20 protein-coding genes are annotated in these 24,908 nt (G+C 66.6%); 3 read left to right on the top strand and 17 right to left on the bottom strand.

Annotation, left to right across the window (positions count from 1 at the left end; all coding sequences use genetic code 11):
- The first annotated feature begins 59 nt into the window (after positions 1-59).
- Positions 60-1,445, top strand: a complete 1,386-nt coding sequence (locus tag ACFYOW_RS37840; RefSeq protein ID WP_327096843.1) for a class II 3-deoxy-7-phosphoheptulonate synthase — start codon at positions 60-62, stop codon at positions 1,443-1,445.
- Between the two features lie 46 nt (positions 1,446-1,491).
- Here ACFYOW_RS37840 and pknB read toward each other — a convergent pair whose 3' ends face one another.
- Positions 1,492-3,453 carry a Stk1 family PASTA domain-containing Ser/Thr kinase gene (gene pknB, locus ACFYOW_RS37845; protein WP_387294878.1) on the bottom strand — a complete coding sequence of 654 codons (1,962 nt, stop codon included), beginning with the start codon at positions 3,451-3,453 and terminating at the stop codon, positions 1,492-1,494.
- Positions 3,454-3,728: 275 nt separating this feature from the next.
- Here pknB and ACFYOW_RS37850 point away from each other — a divergent pair, with 275 nt between their 5' ends.
- Positions 3,729-4,097 (top strand): Rv2175c family DNA-binding protein, encoded by a 369-nt coding sequence (locus ACFYOW_RS37850; RefSeq protein WP_040688576.1) that lies wholly within the window; start codon positions 3,729-3,731, stop codon positions 4,095-4,097.
- Between the two features lie 4 nt (positions 4,098-4,101).
- Here the strand turns inward: ACFYOW_RS37850 and ACFYOW_RS37855 are convergent, their stop codons facing one another.
- From ACFYOW_RS37855 to ACFYOW_RS37870, 4 genes are all read right to left on the bottom strand, one after another.
- Entirely contained in the window at positions 4,102-5,040 is a 939-nt protein-coding gene (locus ACFYOW_RS37855; protein WP_387294880.1) for a phytoene/squalene synthase family protein, read from the bottom strand.
- On the bottom strand, positions 5,037-6,755 hold the full coding sequence (locus tag ACFYOW_RS37860) for an alpha-(1->6)-mannopyranosyltransferase A (RefSeq protein WP_387294882.1): 1,719 nt from the start codon (positions 6,753-6,755) through the stop codon (positions 5,037-5,039). Before ACFYOW_RS37860 ends, ACFYOW_RS37855 begins: the two co-directional genes overlap by 4 nt.
- Before the next feature lie 64 nt (positions 6,756-6,819).
- Positions 6,820-8,403 carry a phytoene desaturase family protein gene (crtI, locus tag ACFYOW_RS37865; RefSeq protein WP_387294884.1) on the bottom strand — a complete coding sequence of 528 codons (1,584 nt, stop codon included), beginning with the start codon at positions 8,401-8,403 and terminating at the stop codon, positions 6,820-6,822.
- A gap of 24 nt (positions 8,404-8,427) precedes the next feature.
- Complete coding sequence (locus tag ACFYOW_RS37870; RefSeq protein ID WP_387294887.1) at positions 8,428-9,570, bottom strand: polyprenyl synthetase family protein; 1,143 nt, start codon at positions 9,568-9,570, stop codon at positions 8,428-8,430.
- Positions 9,571-9,746: 176 nt separating this feature from the next.
- On the opposite strand from ACFYOW_RS37870, the gene ACFYOW_RS37875 reads away from it, so the two are divergent.
- Positions 9,747-10,799, top strand: a complete 1,053-nt coding sequence (locus tag ACFYOW_RS37875) for a methylenetetrahydrofolate reductase (protein ID WP_387294889.1) — start codon at positions 9,747-9,749, stop codon at positions 10,797-10,799.
- Between the two features lie 554 nt (positions 10,800-11,353).
- Here ACFYOW_RS37875 and ACFYOW_RS37880 read toward each other — a convergent pair.
- The 12 genes from ACFYOW_RS37880 to ACFYOW_RS37935 all read right to left on the bottom strand — a co-directional run bounded on the left by ACFYOW_RS37880 (position 11,354) and on the right by ACFYOW_RS37935 (position 24,900).
- Positions 11,354-11,929, bottom strand: a complete 576-nt coding sequence (locus tag ACFYOW_RS37880) for a nuclear transport factor 2 family protein (RefSeq protein ID WP_387294891.1) — start codon at positions 11,927-11,929, stop codon at positions 11,354-11,356.
- 435 nt (positions 11,930-12,364) lie between these two features.
- Entirely contained in the window at positions 12,365-12,823 is a 459-nt protein-coding gene (locus ACFYOW_RS37885; protein WP_387294893.1) for an SRPBCC family protein, read from the bottom strand.
- Positions 12,824-13,710: 887 nt separating this feature from the next.
- Positions 13,711-14,862, bottom strand: a complete 1,152-nt coding sequence (locus tag ACFYOW_RS37890) for an LLM class flavin-dependent oxidoreductase (protein WP_387294895.1) — start codon at positions 14,860-14,862, stop codon at positions 13,711-13,713.
- Positions 14,859-15,665 carry a DUF1684 domain-containing protein gene (locus ACFYOW_RS37895; protein ID WP_387294897.1) on the bottom strand — a complete coding sequence of 269 codons (807 nt, stop codon included), beginning with the start codon at positions 15,663-15,665 and terminating at the stop codon, positions 14,859-14,861. The genes ACFYOW_RS37890 and ACFYOW_RS37895 overlap by 4 nt, the downstream gene beginning before the upstream one ends.
- A gap of 61 nt (positions 15,666-15,726) precedes the next feature.
- Positions 15,727-17,421, bottom strand: a complete 1,695-nt coding sequence (locus tag ACFYOW_RS37900; RefSeq protein WP_387294899.1) for a dipeptide ABC transporter ATP-binding protein — start codon at positions 17,419-17,421, stop codon at positions 15,727-15,729.
- Positions 17,418-18,290 (bottom strand): ABC transporter permease, encoded by an 873-nt coding sequence (locus tag ACFYOW_RS37905; protein WP_387294901.1) that lies wholly within the window; start codon positions 18,288-18,290, stop codon positions 17,418-17,420. The genes ACFYOW_RS37900 and ACFYOW_RS37905 overlap by 4 nt, the downstream gene beginning before the upstream one ends.
- 89 nt (positions 18,291-18,379) lie before the next feature.
- Entirely contained in the window at positions 18,380-19,384 is a 1,005-nt protein-coding gene (locus ACFYOW_RS37910) for an ABC transporter permease (RefSeq protein WP_387294903.1), read from the bottom strand.
- A 2-nt stretch (positions 19,385-19,386) separates the two neighbouring features.
- Positions 19,387-21,006: an ABC transporter substrate-binding protein gene (locus tag ACFYOW_RS37915; protein ID WP_387294905.1), complete on the bottom strand. Its 1,620-nt coding sequence runs from the start codon at positions 21,004-21,006 to the stop codon at positions 19,387-19,389.
- Complete coding sequence (locus tag ACFYOW_RS37920) at positions 21,003-22,130, bottom strand: LLM class flavin-dependent oxidoreductase (protein WP_387294907.1); 1,128 nt, start codon at positions 22,128-22,130, stop codon at positions 21,003-21,005. Before ACFYOW_RS37920 ends, ACFYOW_RS37915 begins: the two co-directional genes overlap by 4 nt.
- Positions 22,131-22,134: 4 nt before the next feature.
- A complete protein-coding gene (locus ACFYOW_RS37925; RefSeq protein ID WP_387294908.1) occupies positions 22,135-23,109 on the bottom strand; it encodes an ABC transporter substrate-binding protein in 975 nt (324 codons plus the stop codon).
- Positions 23,110-23,128: 19 nt separating this feature from the next.
- A complete protein-coding gene (locus ACFYOW_RS37930) occupies positions 23,129-23,908 on the bottom strand; it encodes an amino acid ABC transporter ATP-binding protein (RefSeq protein ID WP_387294910.1) in 780 nt (259 codons plus the stop codon).
- Positions 23,905-24,900 carry an amino acid ABC transporter permease gene (locus ACFYOW_RS37935; RefSeq protein WP_387294913.1) on the bottom strand — a complete coding sequence of 332 codons (996 nt, stop codon included), beginning with the start codon at positions 24,898-24,900 and terminating at the stop codon, positions 23,905-23,907. The genes ACFYOW_RS37930 and ACFYOW_RS37935 overlap by 4 nt, the downstream gene beginning before the upstream one ends.
- Positions 24,901-24,908: the final 8 nt, after the last annotated feature.

Below are 24,908 nucleotides of genomic sequence, written 5' to 3' on the forward strand. Positions count from 1 at the left end.
CAGAATCCACCCCCAATACCGGGTACCTGCATGCTTCGGGGTATCCGTATTCTGAACAGGTGAACTGGACCGTCGACGTACCCATCGATCGCCTGCCGGAGCTGCCGCCGCTGCCCGCAGAGCTGCGGAGGCGGCTGGACGACGCGCTGGCGCGTCCGGCGCTACAGCAGCCGGCGTGGGATCCGGAGCAGGCGGCAATGATGCGGACCGTGCTGGAGAGTGTGCCGCCGATCTGCGTACCCGCCGAGGTGGAAGAGCTGCGCGGGCAGCTCGCGGAGGTCGCTCGCGGCGAGGCCTTCCTGATGCAGGGGGGTGACTGCGCGGAGACCTTCGCCGACAACACCGAACCGCATATCCGCGGCAACATCCGCACGCTGCTGCAGATGGCCGTCGTGCTCACCTACGGCGCCAGCCTGCCGGTGGTCAAGGTCGCGCGCATCGCGGGCCAGTACGCGAAGCCTCGCTCCTCGGATACCGACGCGCTCGGCCTCAAGTCCTACCGCGGTGACATGGTGAACTCGCTGGTCGCCGATGCGAAGGTGCGCGAACACGACCCGTCGCGACTTGTGCGCGCCTACGCCAACGCCAGCGCGGCGATGAATCTGGTGCGTGCGCTGACCGGTGCGGGCATGGCGGATCTGCATCGTGTGCACGACTGGAACCGGGATTTCGTGGCCCAGTCGCCCGCGGGTGCGCGCTATGAGGCGATGGCCGGGGAGATCGACCGCGGCCTGGCCTTCATGACCGCCTGTCGGGTGAACGATCCGAGCCTGCAGTCGGCCCGCATCTACGCCAGCCACGAAGCGCTGGTGCTGGACTACGAGCGCGCCATGCTGCGGCTCGGCCAGAACCCGGCGGGCGAGCCGGTGCTCTACGACTTGTCCGCGCACTTCCTATGGATCGGCGAGCGCACCCGTCAGCTCGACGGTGCGCACATCGCCTTCGCGGAACTGCTGGCCAACCCGATCGGCCTCAAGATCGGCCCGACCACCACCCCGGATCAGGCGGTCGAATACGTCGAGCGGCTCGATCCCAATAACGAGCCGGGCCGGTTGACCATCGTCTCGCGCATGGGCAATAACAAGGTTCGCGACGTGCTGCCGCCCATTATCGAGAAGGTGCAGGCGACCGGGCACCAGGTCATCTGGCAGTGCGACCCCATGCACGGCAACACCCACGAGGCCTCCACCGGCTACAAGACCCGGCACTTCGACCGGATCATCGACGAGGTGCAGGGCTTCTTCGAGGTCCACCATGCACTCGGCACGCATCCCGGCGGTCTGCACATCGAACTGACCGGTGAGGATGTCACCGAATGCCTCGGCGGCGCGCAGGACATCTCCGACCTGGATCTGTCCGGTCGCTACGAGACCGCATGTGACCCGCGGCTGAACACCCAGCAGTCGCTGGAGCTGGCCTTCCTGGTCGCCGAAATGCTGCGCTGACCAAGGCTTTCCGACAGGAGCGCCGCGACATGCGGCGCTCCTGTCGTCAGGGCAGCGCCGTCAGCGAGATGGTACTGCCGGCCTCGACATTGGAACCCACGCCCGGAACTTGGCCGATCACCACGGAACTGTCGGACGGGGCGAGCTGACGCACCGCCACCACCAGGCCGAGCGCCTGCAGCTTGGAGCGGGCGTCGCCGACGCTCGAACCGACCAGCAGGGGCACCTTCACGGCATTCGAGACGATAAGGGTGATGCCGTCGCCGGACTGGATCGTGGCACCCGCGGCCGGTTCGGTGGCGATGACCTTGTCCGCCTCGATGCTGCGGTCGTACTGAGTTCTGGTCTCGCGCACCGTGATTCCGGCCGCGGTGAGCACCTTGTTCGCTTCCTCGGTGGTCTTGCCGCGCACATCGGGCATCTTCACCGGCTGAGATCCCTTGCTGCGGTACACCTTCACCTGTGCGGCCAGCGGCAGGACGGTGCCGGGAGCCGGATCCACCTTCGCGAGGGTGCCCTTGGGCGCGGTGCTGCCAGTTTCGCCCGCGTCCACCGGTTGCAGTCCGGCATCGCGAATGAGCTGGTTGACCTTCGAAATGTCATCGCCCGCTTTGATATCCGGCACCCGGGGTTTGCCACTGGAGATCAGCACGGCCACCGTCGAACCCTTGGTGACCTTGGATCCGGCCGAGGGATCGGTGCCGACCACCCCGCCGACCGGGATGGTGTCGGAGGTCTTCTGTCTGATCTCGGTGTCGAAACCGGCATCGGCCAGCGCCGAAATCGCGCTGGCCTGATCCTTTCCGGCGACCGACGGGACGGCCGAGTAGCGCCCGATGCCCAACCACCAGCCGCCGATCCCGACCAGCAAGGTGAGGACCGCGACGATGGCGACCCAAAGCAGGACCGTGCGGCGCGATTTGGTCCGATCGTCCGCGAAGGGTGACGGCTGCGGCGAATGCGATGGTGCGTAGTGATCGCGGTAGGTGTCCGGCGGCCCGTAGTTGTCGGGCGGACCGTAGTCGGGCACCCGCGGTCGCACCGCGGTGACGACCTTGGTGTGCTGCTCGGACTGCGGTGGCGGTGCCGCGGCCCTGGCCTGCGGCGGGGTCGGTGCGGCAACTTTGAAGCTGGCGCTGAGATGTTCGGCCGACTCCTGGGGCGCGGGCACCCGATACGGCGGCAGATTCAGCGCGACCCCGATCGAATGCAGTTCGGCCGCCATCTCGTTGGCGTCGGCGAAACGATGCGCGGGTTCGCGGTTGGTGGCCCGCGCGATCAGCTCGTCGAACTCCCGCGGGACACCGGAGATGAATTCGCTCGGGCTGGGCACATCGTTCTCGATGCGCTGATACGCCACCGAAAGCGAAGTGTCGCCGGTGAACGGGACCTGGCCGGTGAGCAGTTCGAAGATCAGGATGCCGAAGGAGTAGACATCGCTGCGGGAATCGGCGGTACCCGCGGTCACCTGTTCGGGTGACAGGTACGCGGCGGTGCCGAGAATTACGCTCGCCGAGGTGGTGTTCGCGGCCGCGACGGCACGCACCAGACCGAAATCTGCGATCTTGACCTCGCCGGAATCGGAGATCAGCACATTCTCCGGTTTGATATCCCGATGGATCAGGCCCGCCGAATGTGCGACGCCGATCGCGGCCAGTACCGGCTCAGCGACCGCGCGCACCGCATGCGGTGGCATCGGACCGCGTTCGCGCAGCAGCTCGCGCAGCGTGCCGCCCTCGACCAACTCCATGATCAGGAACGGATACTCGCCGTCCACACCCTGGTCATAGACCGCGACCAGGGACGGATGTTTGAGCTTGGCGACCGCGCGCGCCTCGAATTCGAACCGGGACAGGAACTGGGGATCGGCGGCGAACTTGGGATCCATCACCTTGATGGCGACCGGACGGTCCAGACGGGTATCCACCCCTCGGAAGACCATCGACATCCCGCCCCGCGCGATCGGCGCGTCGATGCGGTAGCGCCTCTCCAGGATTTGCCCGATCAAGTGATGTCCTCCGGCTTTCACAAACTTCTCACCCTCGCTCCGATGCGACAAGCGATTGACCGCCTCGCGCGGCCCGCTCACGATCGTAGCCGTGTCGAATAGCTCTGTTTCTGGCCGCGCGGGCGCGGCGTGTTCGCGGCCCCCTGGTGTCTCGCTCCGTTGTGGTTGGTTCGTGTGCAAACCGATGGTTCGTAGCCACGAGGGGTGTCGAATCGCGCGGGAACGGTCCAGGGTGTCTCGAGCCACTCGGCGCGGGACCGTCTACCGTTATCCGGGTGAGTGCATTTCCTTGCAGTGACGATGTTCTTCCTCAGTCGGAGGCGGTGATCCCGCTGCCCGAGGTGGCCGACAAGCTCGGGCTCGTGGTGACCCGAGTGCATCAGATGCTGCGCGACCACCAGTTGCTCGCCCTGCGCCGCGATGGCGTGGCCGGCGTGCCCGAGCGATTCTTCGACGATACCGGCGCGATCGTGAAGTCGCTGCCGGGCCTGATCACCGTCATGAAAGACGCCAAGTACACCGACGAGGAGATCCTGGAGTGGATCTTCACCGACGACGAGAGCCTGCCCGGTAAGCCCGTCGACGCATTGCACGGCCCGCTCGCACGCGAGGTCCTGCGCCGCGCGGCAGCCGAGCCTTTTTGAGTTACTACCTGCGCAGCGCGGCGGTGGTGAATTCCACCGCCGCGACGCGCAGTCGTCGGTGGCGGGGGACCACGGCGCGGCGCGCGAATACCGCGTAGTCGGAGTGTTCGATTTCATCGAGAATGCCGGAGTAGAGCGTGCTCGCGGTGCGGATGGCGGGGCGCACACGGGGGTCGAGTAGGTCGATGCCCGGGTTCGCGAAACGGTAGAGGTCGCGGTTGATCGCGATCAGGTGGGCCAGTGCGCGACGGACCCGCTGGTCGGTGTGGCCGACGTGGTGGCAGCGGACCAGCAGGTCCGCGTCCACGCCGAAGGCCGCGAGTTCGTCGGTGGGGAGGTAGATCCGGCCCCGGTCCAGATCCTCGGCGATATCGCGCAGGAAGTTGGTGAGCTGAAAGGCTTCGCCGAGTGCGGCGGCGGCGGGTTCGGCCTCGGCTACCGGGACGACCGTGCCGAGCACCGGCAGCAGTTGCAGGCCGATCGCGGCCGCGGAACCGCGCATGTAGTCGCGCAGTTCGGTCATGGTGGCGTAGTCGGCGCGGAAGTGCGCGGTTCCCGGCACATCCATGCGCATGGAGTCCAGGAAGATCCAGAAGTGCTGGGGCGCAATGTCGTAGCGCTGGATGGTGTCGGCCAGTGCGGCCAGTACCTGGGTGCGGCGGTCGGTGGGCGGCGTTGCCTGCTCCAATGCGACACGCAGTTGTTTCTCGACCAGATCGAGTTCGCCCGCGGGGCCGTGTTCGGCGTCGTGCGTCGGGTGATCGACGATGTCGTCGACCATTCGCGCGAAGGCGTAGAGCGCGTGCACCGCGGGTCTTCGTGGTGCGGACAGCAGGCGGGTGGCGAGGAAGTAGGTGCGTCCGTGTTCGGCGGCGATCGCCCGGCAGACGCGGTATGCCGTGGCCAGTTCCGAGCCGCGGGCAGGTAGCGCGACCTCGGTCATGACCGGGTGACGGCGACCGGATTGCTCTCCGGTGGGGTGGCGCGCAATCGCAAGGGGTCGACCCGCCGCAGCGACAGGGCCGCGACCACGGCGGCGAACGTCGCGGCGGCCACGTGGCCGAAGCTGTAGAGCCCGATCGAGCCGTCCGGCTGGAAGACCAGCATCAACCAGGTACACAGCCCGACCAGCACCATCAGCGTGGTGGTGGACAGTGCGAACCCGGCGGCCAGCGCCAGCGGCCAGGAGTAGTACCAGGGCAATGCGGCGGGCGAGAGGATGACGATGGCGACGAAGGCGATCAGGATGCCGAAGACCGCCTCGCGCTCGCTGTGCCGGAACCGCCACCAGGTCCACGCCAGCACGGCGATCAGCGCCAGCGCGCAGAGTGCGCGGGTCACCGCGAGCACCGGATCCATCTGGAACGGTGTCACCCAGCGGACCATATGCGCCATGATCGTCGGCAGCGAGAGCCAGTTGATGATCTTCTTCGAGCCCGACAGCGCGGTCAGCCAGCCGATGCCGACCCCGGCGATGGCCGAGGCGGCCACGAAGACCACCGCGAACACGCTCAAACCGAGTCCGGCGATCTTGGCGAACATCAGCGCTGGATGCGGTACTTCCGCACTCGGTCGCGCGGGCTCGGCCGCGCTCTCGACCTGCTGGGTCGCACCCGGTGATTGTGCTGCGCGTTGCAGCGCCCGGCGTTCACGTTCATGCAGCATCCAGATCCACACGAGGAATGGCAGTGCGACACCGGCGGTCGCCTTGATGGCGACGCCGATCGCGACGACCACGATTCCCGCCACATGATGGCGCTCGAGCACGAGTGCGATACCCGCGCACATGAGCCCGACCATGAGCATTTCGTTGTGCACGCCGCCGATGAGGTGAATAAGCACCAGCGGGTTGAGCACGGCCAGCCACAGCGCGACCGTTGGCTTACCGCCGAGATGTTTGGTCAGATACGGCACCGCCCACATCATCAGCGCCAGTCCCGGCAGCATGACCAGCCGCAGCGCGATGGTGCCCGCGACCACGTTATCGCCGGTGATCGCGGTGATCGCATTGCCGAGCAGCAGGAAGATCGGACCGTATGGCGCGGTGGTGGTGGTCCAGACCGGGCTCACATTGTCGAGCAGCACACCGGGATTGGCGACCGGCGGGGAAACGTAGGGATCGAAGCCGTCGCGTAGCAGTGCGCCCTGGGCCAGATACGAATACGCGTCCCGGCTGAACATCGGCACCGCGAACAGCAGCGGAAAGATCCAGATGCCGACGATCGCGCGCAGCTCGTTCAGCGTGACCCCGGCGTCGGGCCGATCGCCGAATCCGATCGTGGTCCGGCCAAGGCGCACCCACGCGGTGATCATCAACAGCACACCGACCCAGATGACCATGGTGGACAGCACATAGCCGTGCCCGAATCGCAGCCAGGACAAATGCATCGCCTCGAGCAGCGGATCGCGTTTTCGGACGCTGCCCGCGCCGAATCCGCCGAAGGTGATCATCAGCGCGCCGAAGAAACCGAGCAGTGCCGAATGTCCCTCAGGGCTGCGGGCGAAGTCGGCGGTGGTCCGCAGCCAGGCCCGGAACCCGTGTTCGTTGACGGTAGGCGGTGCCTGGCGCGCCGGGGCGCTCGATGGACGCGCCTCGTCTTCGGTCGCGGTGATCGAGTTGTCGGTGGGCGCGGCGGCCGTCGTCTCAGGGGGATGCATGTGGTGTCGGTCCCCCCGGAGTGGTCGGCGGTCGCAACCGCAGGCTGATAGGTCGGCCGTTAGTTTATCGGCTCGCCGGGAACACTATCCCGCTGGTGCGTGGGGATTCATCCCGAGTGGCTCGCGTGATGCCGATAATTCGGTTTGCCGCCAGTTTTCCGGAAAGCAAGGTGGTTGGCACGCCGACACCCGGAGTAGTGCCACAACCGGCGATAACCACGTTTTCGCTGCCGCCGGAAAAATTGCGCGGACGAAATGGACCGGTTTGCCGGAACAGATGCGCGGCGGAGAAGGGTGTGCCCGCCAGCATGCCCTGATCGCGCCAGGTGCCGGGTGTGTCGAGATGATCGACGGTGAAGTGTTCGGCGATTCCGTGATATCCGCGTTCCGCCAACACATTCAGGAGTTCACGCAGGTATGAGGGGCCGAGTCGGTCCCAGTCCAGCGGTGCGGCGTCGAGGTTGGGGCATGGGGCGAGCAGTGAGAACGGCTCGTACCTGCCGTCGGCGCGGTCGATGTAGAGCCCGGGATCGGTCAGCGCGGGCCGGGTGAGCAGCAACGACGGGTCGCTCATCAGACGCCCGCGGCCGGGGCGTGCGGCGATCTCATCGAAGGTTCGGTCCCAAGCGTCGCCGAAATCGATGGCGTGGTGGGCTTGGATCGGCCAGGTCTCGGCGATCGCGGCGGGGATGGTGCCGTGCGCGACGACGGCGGATGGTGCGGCACGCAGTCGACGACGGCGGCGCACGCCGAAGCGCTCGAGAGCGCCGAGGTCGGCGGTGAGCACCACGGCGTCGCAGCCGAAGGTGCGACCGTTCGCGGTGCGGACCCGCCTGGCCCGCCCGTCCGCGTATTCGATCCCGGTGACCTCGGTGTTCAGCTCGAGTGTGCCGCCCGCCGCGGTGAAGGCGTCGGCGAGTGCGGCAGTGATTGCGCGCATACCGCCCTCGGGGAAGTAGACGCCCAATGAGGTGTCCATATGCGGGATCGCGCCGTAGACGGCCAGTGCCCGCGCCGGGGCCATGCCCGCGTAGAGCGCCTGGAAGGTGAACAGTCGGGCCAGGCGGGGATCGCGCAGGAAGTGGGAGACGCGCGGGCCGAGCCTGCCGAATCCGCCCAGACGCACGAGCGTGGCCAGCGCGCGGCGCTTGGCCGGATAGCGGACCATATCGAGCGGTGAATCGAAGTTCGTATCCATGAACTCGGTGAATTCGGCCTGGTAGATCTCCGCGAGCCAGTTGCGCAGCCGTCGGTAGCGCAGTGCCTCGTCCTTGCCGCAGACACGGGCCACTTCGATGGCCATCGCCTCGGGATCGGCGTAGACGCGAATGGCGGAGTCGTCGGCGAAGCGGGCGTGATAGCTGGGGGCGAGTTGGTGGATGCGCAGTGGCGGAGTGCAGGTTTCGGGGGTTGCACCGACGGCGGCGAGGGCGTCGGCGATCAGCTCCGGCAAGGTGAGTACCGTTGCGCCGGAGTCGATTTCGTAATCAGGCCCGCGGTACAGGCCGACTCGGCCGCCGGGATGATCGGCGCGTTCCAGCAGGGTGACGGTGCGCCCGGCCCCGGTCAGATACAGGGCGGCGGCCAGGCCGGATAGGCCCGCGCCCACCACCACGACGCGATCGGTCGGTCCTGCAACGGTTTTCATGTGGATCTCCTCGCGCGGTCGCGGCTAGTGCGTGCGACTCGTCGCGGCCAGGGCCATGGCGCGCAACCGCTCCTTGGCATCGGGCGTGGCGGTACTCGAGGCCAGCGCGGCCAGGCCCTGTTCGGTGAGTTCGGTGATGCGGCGCTCCACCTCGTCGACCGCGCCGAGTTCGGTGATCACCGCACGCAACCGTTCGACCTGGTCCGTGGTCAGATCGGTGCCGATGCTGGTGCGCAGCAGGTCGGCGGCGGCCGGGTCGGTGGCGTCGGCGCGCTGCAGCGCCTCGGCGACCAGGACGGTGCGCTTGCCCTCGCGCAGGTCGTCGCCGGAGGGCTTTCCGGTGACCGCCGGGTCACCGAAGACGCCGAGCAGATCGTCGCGCAGCTGGAAGGCGATGCCGATATCGGTGCCGAAGGTCCGGTAGGCCTCGATCAGGTGCGGATCGGCGTCGGCGAGTGCCGCACCCAGGTGCAGCGGGCGCTCCACCGTGTAGGCCGCGGTCTTGTAGCGGTTGATGCGCAGCGCCGCCGCGACGGATTCGTCACCCGCCGATTCGCCGTGAATATCGAGCAGTTGCCCGCCGAGCACCTCGGTGCGCATCAGCGCCCAGACCGGTGCGAAGCGGCCGAGGGCTGCGGCGTCGAGTCCGGCGGCGTGCACCATGTCATCGGCCCAGGCCAGCGCCAGATCGCCGACCAGGATGGCGACCGAGGTGCCGAAGTGTTCGGCATCACCGGCCCAGCCGTGGTCGCGGTGGCGCTGTTCGAAGTCGACGTGCACGGTGGGGAAGCGGCGGCGGGTGCGCGAGGAGTCGATGATGTCGTCGTGCACCAGCGCGCAGGCCTGCACCAATTCCAGTGCGGCACAGGCGTTCAGGACCGCGGCGGCGTGCGGGCCGGTGGGATCGCCGCCCGCGCCGAGCCAGCCGGTCCAAGCGAAGGCCGGACGGGTGCGCTTACCGCCGCGCAGCACGAACAGTTCGAGCGCGTCCGCGGCCTGGACGAAAACCGGACCGAGCGGTTCGACGATCGGGCGTCGGGTCAGGAAAAACGCTTTGAGCGCGTCCTCGACTGCCGCGACGAATCCGGGGGTGCCCGGCGTGTGGTTCGCGGGCGGGGTGGGGTGAGGCGTCTGGATACCGGTTCCGGCGGACAGGGGAGCCTCCAAGGTCGTGCGGGTGCTGGTGCGCGGTGGATCGTGGGCGCTATAGGTACTTCGGTGCCGGACGGTGACCGTCGCGCGTGTCGTTCCCGGCGATTGCGAGCATGTCGCTTGCTCGCAGAATACGCGTACGGTTGCGACGACCTGACGGCCCGGTGACGGCCCACCACTACACTGGACCGGTGACTTTCGATAACGTGCGGGGACGTTCGACCCCTGGCCGGCCGTCCCCGACGCCACCGATCGTCTCTGGAACACCCTCGGTTGTACAGAGTCTGCGGACCCATTCCGAGGGTTCGGTGCCCTTCTCGGTGGAGTTCAATCCGCCGCGTGACGCCGCGGGCGAGGCGCGGCTGTGGCGCGCGGCGCGCACCTTCGAGCGCATGCATCCGGCCTTCGTCTCGATGACCTACGGCGCCGGCGGCACCACTCGTGACCGCACCGTGCGGATCACCGGCGCGCTGGCCGAGGAGACCACGCTGCTGCCGGTCGCGCACCTGACCGCCGTCGAGCACAGCGTCGCCGAACTGCGCTCACTGGTCGGCGCGTACGCCGATTCGGGCATCCGCAATATTCTCGTGCTGCGCGGCGACCCGCCCGGCGATCCGCTCGGCGAATGGCGCAAACATCCCGAGGGTGTGGCCTACGCCGAGGAACTGGTGCGCATCGTGCGCGACCTCGGTGACTTCCATGTCGGCGTCGCCTCGTTCCCGCAGGGCCACCACCGCTCCCCGGATCTGGAGCACGACACCGCGTACCTGGCCGCGAAACTGCGTGCGGGAGCGGAGTATTCGATCACCCAGATGTTCTTCGACGTCGAGCACTATCTGCGGCTGCGCGATCGCATCGCGGCCTTCGACCCGATCGAGGGCGCGAAGCCGATCATTCCGGAGCTGATGCCCATCACCTCGCTGCGCACGGTGACGCGCGCCGAGGAACTGTGCGGACGTCCCCTGCCGCCCGCGGTCATGGAGCGCCTGCGCGAGGCCGCCGGTGACGGGCCGGAGGAGAACAATGCCGCGGTCCGCGAGGTCGGCATCGAAATCGCCACCGAAATGGGCCAGCGCCTCATCGAAGAGGGCGCACCCTGCCTGCACTTCATCACGCTGAACTTCGCCAAGGCCACCGGTGAGGTCCTGACCAACCTCGGCTACGGCGTAACCGCCGCGCCCAGTTTCCCGAGCCTTGTGCCGGTCGCGGGAGCCGCACCTGTGGCATCACGGGCTGACAGCTAGGTAGGGGTCGGGTGTTGGGCGTACCCGACGAGTTACCAGTGTGCTCTCTGAACGCATCGCCGCTGGTCATTGGGCCGACAGTGCCGTGCGTTCTGTGGCCAATTGCCATCCAGTCGTCAAGAATCCGGCCGACGTGTGTGTCGGGCGGTGCTGAATGATGCGGTGTGTTGGTATCGCCCGGTCGGGCCGGGCCCAGCGTAGGGGGCGGGGTGCAGGGGGAAGACGGAGGATGGGTGCGGCGCGTTCTGTCGTTTGCCACCCCTGTTGTGGGACCACCGCGTTGCCAGTCGTGGGACCACCGACTTCGGAACAGAAGTGGAACAGGTTGTTGTGCTGTCGATGGGCGAACGCTTCGTTCCCGAACGACCGATATGCGGCTAATTGGAGACTGGTGTCAGGATCAGATCCCGGCCAGGATCTGGCTCAGGTGCTCGGTGGGGTGCTCTCTCGCGGCTGCCCACCGTCGATTTTGGTGTGGCTCTCTAATTGGTTTGCCTCCCACCGGGTGCCGTGCGTTCCTCGGGGTGTCGCCCGCTGGAGCCCAAGTGAGGAGATCAGTTTCCGTTCAGCCACTGCTGTCCGGATTCTTTGATGGCGGCTTCCTTTTCACTGCCACGGGTCGGGAGTATCTCGGTGAAGGTCACGCCTAACTTGTCCATAAAGTAGGCGAACGCGGCGTACTCCCTGGGATAACGAGCTAGTGCGTCGCGGTCGATCTCGACCGGGCCATCGGGGAAGGTGATGTCGGCGACATCGTAGATCGCGTTGCGCTGTTCGATGCGCCATACACCGTCGCGACGCGAGATCCTGTCGAAGAACCGTGCGTGCACCGTACATCCGAAGCCGACCTGAACACTGTCGCACGGGATCATCACATTGGTCTCCGCCAGAGCCCGATCTTTCCCGACTGTCATGTAGGGATAGCCGACGAAGTGTTTGCTGAGCATGCTGTTGGCCGTGCCCAGCGGGTTCGCGCTGAGGAAGTCATTCACGGTGCCGGTGAACCAGGAGACCGAGATCGTGGCGTCGTCGTGGAAGGTTGCGGCCAGCTTGTCGGAATCGTGATTGTCTCGGTGGATCCATGCCGCGATGAGGTCCGCGATCGCAACCCGATCCTCGGTTTCTGACATGCGCTCCTCTTCGAGTTGTATCGCCCGTACTCGACGATAACGGACCGTGGACCGCGATTGATCAGAACGGCGTCCCACCGGTCCACGAGTTCACCACCCGTGACGAAGCCGAAACGCACGCCGAATACAGCGGCCGCCTCGGCCACGGCTTGGCCCGGGGAAGCGGTCGCGTGAACCTCCAGCAGTTCGCCCAGATGGTCAACGCCCCGACGATCACGCCGGAAGTCCGAGCGCTCGACAATGCGATCCACCGCGTCGACTCGGCGCCCAGCCCGGCGATTGTCCGCGACATGGTCGGATCCGGCCGCCCCGGCCTGCGACACCCGAACCAGCCCCGTCCGCGCGGCCAGTCAGCACTCACCACCACGACCCGTCATGGCACACGGGTCGCTGACCCGCGGCCTGCCGCTTTCGGGCTTACTTGGTCTGTCCCCCTCATAGATCGTTGGGTCGCGCGTCTAGAGGATGTTCCTCTCGTCCCGATTCGGCGCGCTGCTTCAAACCGTGGGATTCCAACTCGAGGTAGCGCCGGGTAAGGCGCGCAGTCGCCCGCCCGAAAAGCCACGCGAGCGATCCTGCCTGGTCGATGACGAGGCGGACGGTCACCAAACCGGTCCGGTCGATCACCTCATGGCTGGCGGTAGTGGTGACACCCGGACTTGTCGCACGCCAGGTGAAACTTCTGCCTGGGATCAGTTCGGTGACTGTCCAGATAGTCGCGAGTAGCCGAGGCTGGCGGACCTCGGCTCGGCTGCCTGTGGTGAACTTGCCGCTGTCCAGCCGTCGCACACTGCGCATGGATTCAGTCCATTCCGGCCAGGTTTCGATGTCCGTGAGGATTCGCCAAACCGTTTCGGGGCTCGCGTCGATATCGACGGTGATCTCGAAGTGCATGGCATTCGATCGTGGCAGGAATGCGTACGCTCCACCCGGTAGACGATCAAAACCGAAGTCAGAAGTCTGCGCTGCCATGTCGCGCCACGCTTTGCGCATGCCCGGTCACTTGCGGAAACAGCGGAGGAGAGGAGCCCGCTGGACTGGACAACAGCCCCCGGCGGCGCCTTTGCCGCCGGGGGGCTGTCGCAGGTCAGGACGCTACCCGTCTACGGCCAGGCTGCCCACCCCAATGTCACGAATAGGTCACGGCGGTTGCCGGCCGGGCGAGCGGCTGATGGGCGTCGAGCCCAACGGATACACCGGTGCCGCGAGCAGCCGGGTGAGCGACGGTATCGGCCGAAACCCTCGCGCGACAACCCGCCCCACGCCGTCGAGTAGGCCGTCCGGCACCAGATTTACGACCGGTGTTCACGACCGCATGCCAGCTCGGATTGATGAACTATGTTGCAGCCCAAGTGCTCCCGGGGCGTTCTTCGCAGTCGATGTCGCCGAGGTCGCGGCCCGACACGACCAACCGGTACCGCTGGACTTCGAGGCCGCCGTACGGCAGGGCGCCGAGTTACTCACTGACGTCCAGTGGTCCTGGCGATACGGTATCGACATCGGGATGGGATTCGATCCCGACCAAGTGCCACCCGGTCCAGGATTGGCCTAGCAGAGATCCACCAACTACCTCCAACCCCGTCCGCTCTTGACAACGATGCCAATCGCAAGCAAGTTCGATGTGCGTACATGGAGTTGCCCATGCTCTTGCGGAACCAGTTGTTGCGCAGGCATCTCCATGCCGCGTGCTTCCTCAGCAGTCGAGAAGAAATCACCGAGGTAGTCGAATGGCGGCTCTAGCAGCAGTCAGGAGCGACCATTCGACTCCCCTCGGCGTTGGTTCAGGCGGCGCGGGCCGCTCGTAGGCCCCAGGTATCGGCGAGGAGGCGGTGGGATTCGAGGCGGTCCTCGTGGCGGTGCGTGATGCTGGTGACGAGGAGTTCGTTCGCGCCGGTGACCCGCTGCAGGGCCTGCAGACGTTCGACGACGGTGCGTGGGCTGCCGACGAATTGGGTGGCGAGGCGGTCGTCGACCAGTCGACGCTGCTCCGGTGTCAGCGGGGTGGCGGTATCCGGATCGAGGTAGTCCGCGGCGCCGGCACCGCTGCGGATGCTGTGCACCCAGTGACCGTAGGTGGCGGCCAGATGTTGGGCGCGCGCGTCGTCGGGGGCGACGACCACGTCCGCGGAGATCACCACATACGGCTCGGCGAGGTCGGCCGAGGGACGGAAGGCCGCTCGATAGGCCGCGACCGCATCCAGGGCGGTGCCGGGTGAGACGTGATAGGCGGCGGCGAAGGGCAGACCGAGTTTGCCTGCCAATTCGGCGCTTTCGCTGGCCGTACTGCCGAACAACCACAGCTCGACCTGTGCGCCCTCACCTGGAACCGCGTGCAGCGCAATGCCTTCGGCGCTCTTGTAGGTGCCGTTGAGCAGGGCGCGCACCTCGTCGACCTGGTCCGGGAAGTCCGGTGCCTGCGCGCCCTGCTGTTGCAGTGCGCTGAGCGAGGCGATGAACATGGACCGGTCGGTGATCCGTCCGGGATCGAACGGCGGCGGAACCACCACACCGTCGCGGACCTCGGTGCGCCCGGTCACGGTATCGACGACCGGGTGACCGCCCTTGGGATGCGCGGGCTGCGCACCGAACTGGGTGCGGCGATGGCCTGATCGGCCAAGGCCCAGGTCGAGCCGTCCCGGGTAGAGAGCGTCGATGGTGCCGAACGCCTCGACGATCGATGCCGAGGTGTGGTGGCCGACCTGAACCGCCGCCGAGCCGACGCGAATCCGGGTGGTGGCCGCCGCGACCAGGCCGATCAGTGTGATGGAGGAGGAACTCGCCACCGAAACGAAATGATGTTCGGCAAGCCAGTAGCGGCGGTAACCCCACTGCTCGGCGTGCTGGGCCAGATCGATGGTGTTGCGCAGGGCCTGCTGTGCGGTGGATCCGGCGCTGATCGGGGCCAGATCGAGAATGGAGAGCGGGATCGTCATGCGGACCGTCCTAGGCGCGGATGCTGCTCGCCCGCTTCGATGGCGACCCGCAGCCGGTTTTGCGCGGGTGCCAGCGGGCAGGTGGCGAAATCGGTGAAGGCGCAGGGCAGATTGGCCGCCCGATTGAAATCGAGACGCACGGTCCCATGGGCGTCGGGTGCCTCGACGGCCAGCGAGCGGGCCGCCGGGTAGGTGGTGACACCGCTGGTGGCGTCGGTGAACAGCACCCGCAGGTTGGTCGGCGCGCCGAAGGCGATGACGCGCTCGGTGACCTCGCCGATGCTGAATTCGATGGTGCCCGAGGCGGTGTGGTGGTGTTCGAGTCCGTCGACGACGGCGCCGGTGGTGATCGTGCGCGGCTCGTCGAACGGTTCGAAGCGACCCTCGACCACCCAGTGCTGGTCCGGGGCATAGGTCGGGATGCCCTCGAAGCTCAGCAATGTGGGTGCGGCGGGGTCGTGCACGCGCACGGCGTAGCGGCCGCTGCGGCGAATCACCTCGAGTACCCGATTCTCGTGCAGCACCTCGAGTCCCGGAGCGCCTTCGGCCGGTGTGACGATCTGTACGCCCGCGATGTCGCTGCCCTCGAACCGCAAGCGATCGGCGGGCTGGGCGGTGATGAACACCTTGTCGTCGGTGACCCACCAGGTGCCAGGGAGTCCGGCGATGCGCTCGGGTTGATCGGTGAGCCAATGCAATCCGGTCAGGCTGAGGAAGCCGAGCGGATCGCGCAACTGCTCTTGCCTGGCGTGATGCCAATGCGCCCACTCGGTTTCGAAAAGACTGGTGATGCTGGTCGTCATGACGCTCTGACTCCTTCGAGTGTGCGGTTGCGATGGGGATGGCTTAGTCGGGTGCCGGTCATCAGGCCGCCCCCGGCGCGGTGAGGTGCGGTGCGGGAATGGCCGACAGCAATTCGCGGGTGTACTCGTGCTGTGGGTTGTCGAAAATCTCGGCGGTGGAGCCGGATTCGACAATGCGACCATCGCGCATGACCGCGACGCGGTCGCTGATGCGGCGGACCACGGCTAGGTCGTGCGAGATGAACAGGTAGCTCAGTCCGAGTTCGGTTTGCAGGCGGTCCAGCAGCTCCAGGATCTGGGCCTGGACGGAAGCGTCCAGTGCCGAGACCGGTTCGTCGAGAACGAGCAGGTCCGGATGCAGGGCGAGGGCGCGGGCGATGGCGACGCGTTGGCGTTGTCCACCGGACAGTTCCGCTGGACGGCGTTGGGCGAAGTTCTCCGGCAGCGCGACCTGGCCGAGCAGTTCCCGTACCCGCTCCTGCCTGGCCTTGCGATCGCCGACGGCATAGGCCCGCAGCGGTTCCTCGATGATCGACCCGACCCGCCAGCGCGGATCCAGTGAGCCGTAGGGATTTTGGTAGACGACCTGGAAGCGCTGGCGCAGGTCGCGCAGCCGTCCACCTTTCACCGCGGTCAGGTCGTGCCCGTCGAACGTGATCGCGCCGCTATCGGGTTCGGTGAGCCGCAATGCGATTCGCGCGGTGGTGGACTTGCCGGAGCCGGATTCGCCGACCAGTGACAGGGTTTCGCCGCGATCGAGTTCGAATCCGACACCCGCCACCGCGGTGACCGAACCACCGGCCGGTGCCCGGAAGCGCTTGTGCACATCCCGTACCGTGAGCAGTGGTGGACCGGCGCTCAGCCGCGGCGGGCGGAACCCATCGAACGGGGCCAGACTCGGCGAGGCGGCGAGCAGTCGCTTCGTGTACGGATGACGCGGTTCGGCGAGCACCGTTGCGGTCGGCCCGGTTTCGACGATTTCCCCGCCGCTCAGCACCACGATCCGATCGGCCCGCTCGGCGGCGATCGCCAGATCGTGGGTGATCAGCAGCACCGCCGTACCGCGTGCCGCCGTCTGCGCGGCGAGTTTGTCGAGCACCCGCCGCGCGACCGTGGCGTCGAGCGCACTGGTCGGCTCATCGGCGATCACCAGTTCCGGTCCGGCGATGAGCGCCGCCGCGATCAGCACCCGCTGCCGCTGGCCGCCGGACAGTTCGTGCGGATACTGCGCCGCCCGCAGCTCCGGCAGATCCAGTCCGGCATCGGCGAGCAATTCGATCGCCCGTGCGGTCGCATCGCGGCGATCGGCGAGTCCGTGCACGAGCAGCGCCTCGGCGACCTGATCACCCACGCGCCGTACCGGATTCAGCGACAGTCCCGGATCCTGCGGCACGAATCCGATCCGGGCACCGCGAATCCGCCGCAGTGCCCGCTCGGATCCGGTATCCACCGTCTCTGCGTCGAAGGTGACGGTCCCACCGGTGATCTCGGCATTGGGGCCGAGCAAGCCGATCACCGATTGGGCGAGAGTCGACTTGCCGGAACCGGATTCGCCGACCAGCGCGACGACCTCGCCGCGAGCGACGGTGAGGGATACGCCGCTGAGTGCGGCGACATCGCCGCTGTCGGAGGCGTAGCGCACGTGCAGGCCGTCGATGCGCAACAGTGCTGCTGCCGACCCATCCGGTCCATTTGTGACGTCGCGGATATGTGGCGTACCGTCCGTCGGATCGGCGGACGTAATGCACTCACTCATGCGCTGTGACTCCTTCCTACGGCGCGGCCGAGGCGTTGGGCCGAGAGGACGACGACGATGATCACCAGGCCCGGCAGGGTGGTCATCCACCAAGCCGTGGCGAGGAAATTGCGTCCCTCCGATATCAGTGAGCCCCATTCGGGGGTGGGGGGTCTCGCGCCGTAGCCGAGGAAGCTCAGCGCGGAGACCGATAGCACCGCCATACCGAATTCGACTGCGGCCAGCGCAAGGACCGGCTGATAGGAGTTCGGAAGGACATGTCGGGCCAGCACCATGTACCAGCGGACCCCGGAAGCGTGTGCCGCCTCCACATACGGCGCCTGTCGCACCCTGAGCACCTCCGAGCGCATGACCCGCGCGAAGTTGGCGATCAGCGAAACACCCACCGCGACGGCCACATTGCGGGTGCCGAACCCCAGCGCGGTGACCAGGGCGAGCGATAGCAGCAGCGATGGAATCGACAGCAGCACATCGACGAACCGCATGATGACGGTGTCGACGAAGCCGCCGAGCGATCCGGACAGCAGCCCGAGTATCGATCCGGCGATCAGGGCGATGGCGACCGCGGACAGGGTGGCGGTGAGCGAGAGTCCCGCGCCGTGCACCATCCGGGTGTACAGATCGCGCCCGAGATTGTCGGTGCCGAACCAGTGCCGGGCACTCGGGCCCTGGAATTTCTGCGCGGGCACACCGGTCAGCGGATCACCGCCGGCGAAAACCGAAGGGAACAGCGCCCAGCCGAGCGCAAGCACCGCGACGGCGCCGGACAGGATCACCACGACATTGCCGCGCAACGACTTCCATCGCAGGGCGGGTCGGTGGAGTCCGGGAAGCGCGATCCGCCGCGACTCATCGGCGACATCAACCATGATCGGTCACCTGCTGTCGATGGTCAGGCCACGACGCGAAGCCACTGACGAGAGGGCCGGACGCCGCGCCGGCGTGGGTAACGAGTAGTTCAGGCACGGACGACCACCTCCTCCGCGATATCGTTCGCGGCGATCTCGGAATCGGTTGTCGCACGGCGGGATCGACTGGCGATGCGCGGATCGAGCAGCGGATACAGCAGATCCACCGCCAGATTCACGGTGACGAAGACCGTCGAGGTGAGCAGCACGATGCCCTGCACCACCGGAATGTCCTGGGCCAGTACCGAGGTCTGAGTGAGCCGACCCACGCCCTGACGGGCGAAAACGGTTTCCACCACCACGGATCCGGCGAGCATATTGCCGACCAGCACACCGGCGATGGTGAACGTTGGCACGCTGGCCGGGCGCAGTACATGCTTGCGCAGCACCCAACCGCGTGAGCCACCCTTGGCCAGTGCCACATCGACGAACGGCTGACGCCAGGTCGAGGCCAGCCCGGCGGCAAGCACCTGGGCGAGCACCGCGCCGATAGGTATGGCGAGGGTGAGCGCGGGCAGTATCGTGCCCTTGAAACCGTGTCCGCCGAAGGCTGGAGCGAGCCGCCAATGGAACGAGAAGAGTTGCAGCAGTAGCAGTCCGGTCCAGAATGTGGGCACCGAAACCCCGAGCGAGGGCAGTGAGCTAAGTGCGTCGCGTAACCACGGGCGGCGGACATAGGTCGCCGCGAAGGCCACGCCCACCCCGCCGAGTACCGCGAAGAGCAGTGCCAGACCGGCCAATCCGAGTGTATTGGGCAGCGCGTCGCCTAGTGCGCTGGTGACCGGCTGGCCGGTGGCGATGGAGTGGCCGAGGTCGCCGGTCAGCGCGTGGGTCAATGCTGTCCAATACTGTTCCCAGAGCGGACGATCCAGTCCGTAGCGCGCCTGGAGTTCGGCGATCGCGGCCTTGTCGATCGGGGTGCCCGCACCCGCACCGTCGGCCGCGATGGAGACCGGATCGGCGGGCAGCAGGTAGAGCACCACGAACGAGATGGTGAAGGCCGCCGACAGCACCCATATCGCCTGCAGGACCCGCACAACCACATACCGAGCCATGACTACCGCCCGCTCAACCAGGTATCGAAGAACTGCAGCCGGGCGGAGGCCTCGAACTTCAGATCCTGCACGCTCTGTGCCGCACCGATGGCTTGCGACAGTTCGACCGTCGGAATCCACAGCCCCGCATCGAGTACTGCCTGTTGCGCGGTGCGGATCAGTGCGGTGCGTGCGGCGGTATCCGAGGCGCTCAGCTGCCCGTCGAGCACATCGTCCAATGCCGGGATGCGTTCGCGGGCGTTGAGATTGCGTCCGTCGACACTGAAGGAGGTGCGCAGAATGTCACCGTCGGCGCGGGTGGTGTTGTAGTAGGTGGTGTCGAAATCCTTGACGTTCTGCCGAGCCGTGCTCTCCGGCCCCGACACCAGATCGAGCTTCAGCTCGACGCCCACCTGACGCAGCTGCTGCTGCACCAGCTCCAGGATGGCCTGATTACCCGCGAACACCTGACTGAAGAGCACCGAGAAGGACAGGCGCTCACCATTCTTCGCGCGGATACCATCACCGCCTGGCGTCCAGCCCGCCTGGTCCAGGATGCTGCGCGCCTTGGCCGGGTCGTAGCTCAACCGGGCCGAAAGGTCCTGGTAGCCGGGCGTACTGCTGGCCAAGGTGCTGGTTGCGGGTTTGAACTGCGGGCCGAGGACGGTGTCCACCAGCTGTTTCCGGTCGATCGCGGGCAGCAGCGCCTGGCGCACCACGGCATCGCGCAGCGGCCCGCGCGTGACATTGGTCTGGAAGCCGAACGGCACACCGGGATTCGCGGTACTCAGCACCCGCCCGCTCGCGGCCTCGATCTGCGGTGCGTCCTGCGGCAGCGCATCGCTGACGGCATCGAGCTGCCCGGAGATGAGACTGCCGGTGCGAACACCGGATTCGGGCACGACCGTGAACTCGATCTTGTCCAGATAGGCCTCGCCCTGATGGGCGAAGACCGTCGAACCCCAGCGGTATCCGGCGCGTTTGGCCAGGGTCGCCGAGGCGTCCTGGCGCCAGGCCGCATAGGTGAACGGTCCGCTGCCGACGTTGTCGCCGAGGCAGCGCTGATCGGCGGGTTTGGCCGTCGTAGTATCGCCCTGAATACCGAGCTGTGCGGTCGAGGACGCCTGCAGGAACTGGGCATTGGGCTTGCTGAATTCGACCCGCGCGGTCAGCTTGTCGACCGCGGTGGTGCCGATGTAATTGGTGAGATAGCTGGAGCCGAGCGGTGTCTTGCCCGCGCCCAGTTTGATCACCGAATCGAAGGTGTTGCGCACCGAATCCGCGGTGAGCGGGGTGCCGTCGCTGAAGGTGACGCCGTCTGCGAGATGGAAGGTGAACACCTTGGCGTCGGGGGAGATTTCCCAGCTCTTGGCCAGCCACGGCTTGATCTCACCGGTCTTCGGATCCTGATCGGTCAGTGAATCCACGATCTGGCGGGTCACGTACAGCGTCTGGTTGGTGCCGGACTGCGCCGGATCCGAGCAGGTCGGCGCCTGCGAAAGGCCATAGCGCAGTGTGCCGCCCGGCTGTGGCGGACCCGCGTCGGCGCCGCTGGTGGCCGAATCACTGCCGCAGGCCGCGAGACTCGCGGCCGCGGTGACGGCGGCGGCCACGGCCGCGAGTCGGTGGCGGGGACGGATCACTGTGGTACTCCAGATGTTTCGGTGCGGACGAGTTCGCCGCGGGAATCGATGTCGTAGTCGGTGGGACGTGCGGTATTGGGGGCGGTGGCCAGTGGTCGGCTCGGGATGCGTCGGCGCAGTTCGGGTGCGACCTCGGCCTGGAAGAGTTCGAGGCCGCTGCGATGTTGCGATTCGGTGCGGCCGTCGCGTTCGGCGGACAGGTGGATCACTTCGTGCCCGAAGGCCTCGTGCTGGCGACCCACTTTGTCGATCACCTGCTCCGGGCTGCCGACCAGCGCCGAACTGCGCGCGACGAAATCGTCGAGCGTCTCGAAGACGATCGGCAGCCCGAGCTTGCGCGCCAATGCCAGTCGTGCCTCGAAGATCGGGCGGTACACATCGAGGGCCTCCTGTGAGGTGCGCGCCACATGAAATCCCGCGGTGCCCGCGCCGACCAGTGCGTCGGCCGGATCGTGCCCGTAGTGCTCCCAGCGCTCCCGATAGTGGCGCACCAGTTCGGCATAGGGTTCGATCGGATTGGTGACATTCGCCGAGAACAGCGGGTCACCGTGGCGTGCGGCGAGTTCCACCGAATCGCGGCTGGTCGCGCTGCCGTGCCAGATGCGAATGCGCGGCTGCCAGGGCCGCGGCAGCGCCTTGGCCTCGACCAGTTCCGGCCGGAATCGGCCCGACCAGGTCACGGTGTCGCTGTCCCACAGCGCCCGGAACAGTTCGTAGCCTTCGCGATTGCGATCCCACTGGTCCTCGGTGGTGACGTGGTACAGCTTCGCCTGGGCCGCACCGTTGCCCTTGCCGATGATGAGTTCGAGGCGGCCGCCGGAGAGATTGTCCAGCGTCGAATAGTCCTCGAACGCGCGCACCGGATCCAACAGACTCAACGTGGTGACGGCGGTGAACAGACTGATCCGCGAGGTGACCGCGGCGATATGGGACAGGAGCACCGGCGGTGCGGCCGAGAGGAACGGATCCTCGTGCCGCTCGCCGACGGCGAACCCGTCGTAGCCGAGTTCCTCGGCGGTTCGGGCCTGGCCGATGACATCGAGCAGTCGCTCCCTGGTCTCGGGCAGCCGACCGGTATTCGGATCCGGCACCCGGGAGACGAGGGTGAACAGCAGGAACTTCATGCGATCACGACTTCTTCGGTAGGCCGGGCGGATTGATCCGCGAACTCGGCACGGTCTCGGTCTTCAACCCCCAGCGATCGATGACCTGCTGGTAGGTGCCGGTCTGGATGGCATTGTTGATGGCCTTGTTGATCGGGCCGATCAGCCCGTTGTCCTTCTTGGTGAGCACGCCGATCTCGCCTTGCAATGCGTCACCGGCACCCGAGAAGGTCGCGACGATCCGGGTCTGATTCGCGGTGGTGCTGTGGTAGATCGCGGACGGGTTCGGGCCGATGTAGCCGTCAAGGCGTTGCGAGGCCAGTGCCAGGTAATAGTCGGTGACCTGCTGGAAGTAGGCGATATCGATCGGGGCCAGGCCCTCGGCGATATTCTGCTCGTTCCACTTCACCAGCAGCTGCTCCTGATTGGTGCCGCTGCCGACGCCGATCCGCTTGCCCGCCAGGCTCTTACGGTCTTTGTAATCGAGCGTGCTCTGCTTCGGGATCTCCAGCGCGACCGTGTCATTGCGATAGGTGGCGAAGTCGTACTTCTCCTTGCGCTCCTCGGTCACGGTGACGTTGGAGATGAAGACATCGGCCTCGCCCGAGTCGACCCGCACGAAGTTCTGTGACCAATCGGCCACCTGCGCAACGAGTTTCAACCCGAGGATGTCCGCGATGAGCGAGGCGAAATCGATCTCGGACCCGACGATGGTCTTATCGTCGGTGGCGTAGAACCGCAATGGCGGTGCGGCACCGCCGGATCCGGTGACGACCAGTGTGCCGCGATCGCGAATGGCCTGCGGCAGTTCGGCGGCAATGGCATCGACCTTGGGGGCGTGGATCCGGCCGGACTGGCCGGGGGAGAGGTCGAAGGTGATCGAACCGGCGGGCTGCGCGGAGTTTTCCGCGTCCGGATCGGTGCCGCAGCCGGTGGCCAGCAAGGCGACCGTGGCGGCCAGGCCGACCAGGGCAGAGAGCTTCATCGAATACCTGTTCATCGGGGAGCGCGCACCGCGCTCAGCGGACTCGGGACAGAAATGCGCGGGTGCGCGGGTGTTGCGGGTTGTCGAGTACTGCGGCGGGCGGACCTTGTTCGACGATCACGCCGCCGTCGAGGAATACGACGGTGTCGGCGACCTCACGGGCGAAACCGATTTCGTGGGTGACGATCACCAGCGCGGTCCCGCCGTCGGCGAGGTCGCGGATCACATCGAGGACTTCGCCGACGAGCTCCGGATCCAGCGCGGAGGTGGGTTCGTCGAAGAGGATCACCGGCGGTCGCAGCGCCAATGCCCGCGCGATGGCCACGCGCTGCTGTTGTCCGCCGGACAGCCGCCGCGGATAGGCGTCGGTCAGGTCGCCGATGCCGACCCGCTCGAGCAAATCCCGTGCCTCGGACTCGATTTCCGCACGCGGGCGACCCTGCGCGGAAATCGGTGCGAGCGTGACATTGTCGAGCACCGTCAGATGCGGGAAGAGATTGAACTGCTGGAAGACGAAGCCGATATGCGAGCGCTGTTTTCGCACTTCGCGGTCCGGCAGCGCATGCAACTTATTGCGGCGCAGCCGATATCCGATCAGTTCGCCGTCGATGTGCACGGTGCCCGCATCCAGCGACTCCAGATGGTTGACCACCCGCAGCAGCGTCGACTTGCCGGATCCGGACGGTCCGATCACGGCGACCACTTCACCGGCCCGCACGGTCAGATCGATGCCGGCAAGGACCTCGGTGCTGCCGTAGGACTTACGCACACCGCGCACCTGTACCGCAGGGGCCTGGGCCACCGGCGCGCTCATCGAGTCGCTCCGCGCGGTGCGGCGGAACCGATTTCGGCGATTTCGCGCAGCCCGCGCCAGACCTTCTGCACCGGTGTCGGTGGGGGCGTGCGGTGCGTGCCCTTGGCGTAGTGGCGTTCGATATAGAACTGCACCACCGACAGAATCGTGGTCAGCACGATGTACCAGACGGTGGCCACCATGAGCAGTGGCACCACCCGGCCGTTGCGGCCGTAGATCACCTGGACCTGGTAGAAGAGTTCCGCGATCGCCATGACCGAGACGATCGAGGTGCCCTTGAACAGGCTGATCACCTCATTGGTCGCATTCGGCAGAATCGAGCGCATGGCCTGCGGGACGATGACCGTGCGGAACTGGCGGACCGGTGGAATACCGAGTGCCGCAGCTGCTTCCAGCTGCCCCGGATCGACCGAAATGTATCCGGCCCGGATGATCTCGGCCGCATACGCCGCCTGATGCAACGCGAGGCCGATGACCGCCGCGGTGAAACCGCTGATCACCCCGTTCACCTCGAAGGTGAGAAAGGAAGGGCCGAACGGGATTCCGAGCGAAAGCGTGTGGTAGAGGTAGGCGATGTTGAACCAGAACAGCAGTTGCACGATCAGCGGAATCGAGCGGAACGCCCAGATGTAGACCCACGAGATCACCCGCAGCACCGGATTGTTCGACAGGCGGGCGATCGCCAATGCCGTACCGATCAGAAAGCCTAGCGCCGTACCCCACAGGGTCAGCTCCAAGGTGACCTTCAGCGCCGACAGCACCGATTTCGCGGTGAAGTACTTGGCGAACGTCGACCAATCCCAGCCCGGATTGGTGGCCAGTCCGTGGACGAACTGTGCGAGCAGCACGAGCGCGACGGCGCTGACGACCCAGCGCCACGGATGCCAGGATTTGGCGATCGCCGGTGCGTCGGTACTGCTTACGGTGGCGGTGGGTGCAGCCGGTATCGGGACATCCGATACCGGAGTATCGGATGCGACGGATGCGCTCATATTTCGGT

It is taken from the genome of Nocardia sp. NPDC006982 (assembly GCF_042869435.1).
Lineage (GTDB): Bacteria > Actinomycetota > Actinomycetes > Mycobacteriales > Mycobacteriaceae > Nocardia.

What these genes read in the sequence shown, in the direction of transcription:
- ACFYOW_RS37855 (WP_387294880.1), bottom strand. Translation starts at nt 5,040, where the DNA reads ATGACCGAGGTCGCGCTACCTGCCCGCGGCTCGGAACTGGCCACGGCA.
- ACFYOW_RS37860 (WP_387294882.1), bottom strand. Translation starts at nt 6,755, where the DNA reads ATGCATCCCCCTGAGACGACGGCCGCCGCGCCCACCGACAACTCGATC.
- crtI (WP_387294884.1), bottom strand. Translation starts at nt 8,403, where the DNA reads ATGAAAACCGTTGCAGGACCGACCGATCGCGTCGTGGTGGTGGGCGCG.
- ACFYOW_RS37880 (WP_387294891.1), bottom strand. Translation starts at nt 11,929, where the DNA reads ATGTCAGAAACCGAGGATCGGGTTGCGATCGCGGACCTCATCGCGGCA.
- ACFYOW_RS37885 (WP_387294893.1), bottom strand. Translation starts at nt 12,823, where the DNA reads ATGCACTTCGAGATCACCGTCGATATCGACGCGAGCCCCGAAACGGTT.
- ACFYOW_RS37890 (WP_387294895.1), bottom strand. Translation starts at nt 14,862, where the DNA reads ATGACGATCCCGCTCTCCATTCTCGATCTGGCCCCGATCAGCGCCGGA.
- ACFYOW_RS37895 (WP_387294897.1), bottom strand. Translation starts at nt 15,665, where the DNA reads ATGACGACCAGCATCACCAGTCTTTTCGAAACCGAGTGGGCGCATTGG.
- ACFYOW_RS37900 (WP_387294899.1), bottom strand. Translation starts at nt 17,421, where the DNA reads ATGAGTGAGTGCATTACGTCCGCCGATCCGACGGACGGTACGCCACAT.
- ACFYOW_RS37905 (WP_387294901.1), bottom strand. Translation starts at nt 18,290, where the DNA reads ATGGTTGATGTCGCCGATGAGTCGCGGCGGATCGCGCTTCCCGGACTC.
- ACFYOW_RS37910 (WP_387294903.1), bottom strand. Translation starts at nt 19,384, where the DNA reads ATGGCTCGGTATGTGGTTGTGCGGGTCCTGCAGGCGATATGGGTGCTG.
- ACFYOW_RS37920 (WP_387294907.1), bottom strand. Translation starts at nt 22,130, where the DNA reads ATGAAGTTCCTGCTGTTCACCCTCGTCTCCCGGGTGCCGGATCCGAAT.
- ACFYOW_RS37925 (WP_387294908.1), bottom strand. Translation starts at nt 23,109, where the DNA reads ATGAACAGGTATTCGATGAAGCTCTCTGCCCTGGTCGGCCTGGCCGCC.
- ACFYOW_RS37930 (WP_387294910.1), bottom strand. Translation starts at nt 23,908, where the DNA reads ATGAGCGCGCCGGTGGCCCAGGCCCCTGCGGTACAGGTGCGCGGTGTG.
- ACFYOW_RS37935 (WP_387294913.1), bottom strand. Translation starts at nt 24,900, where the DNA reads ATGAGCGCATCCGTCGCATCCGATACTCCGGTATCGGATGTCCCGATA.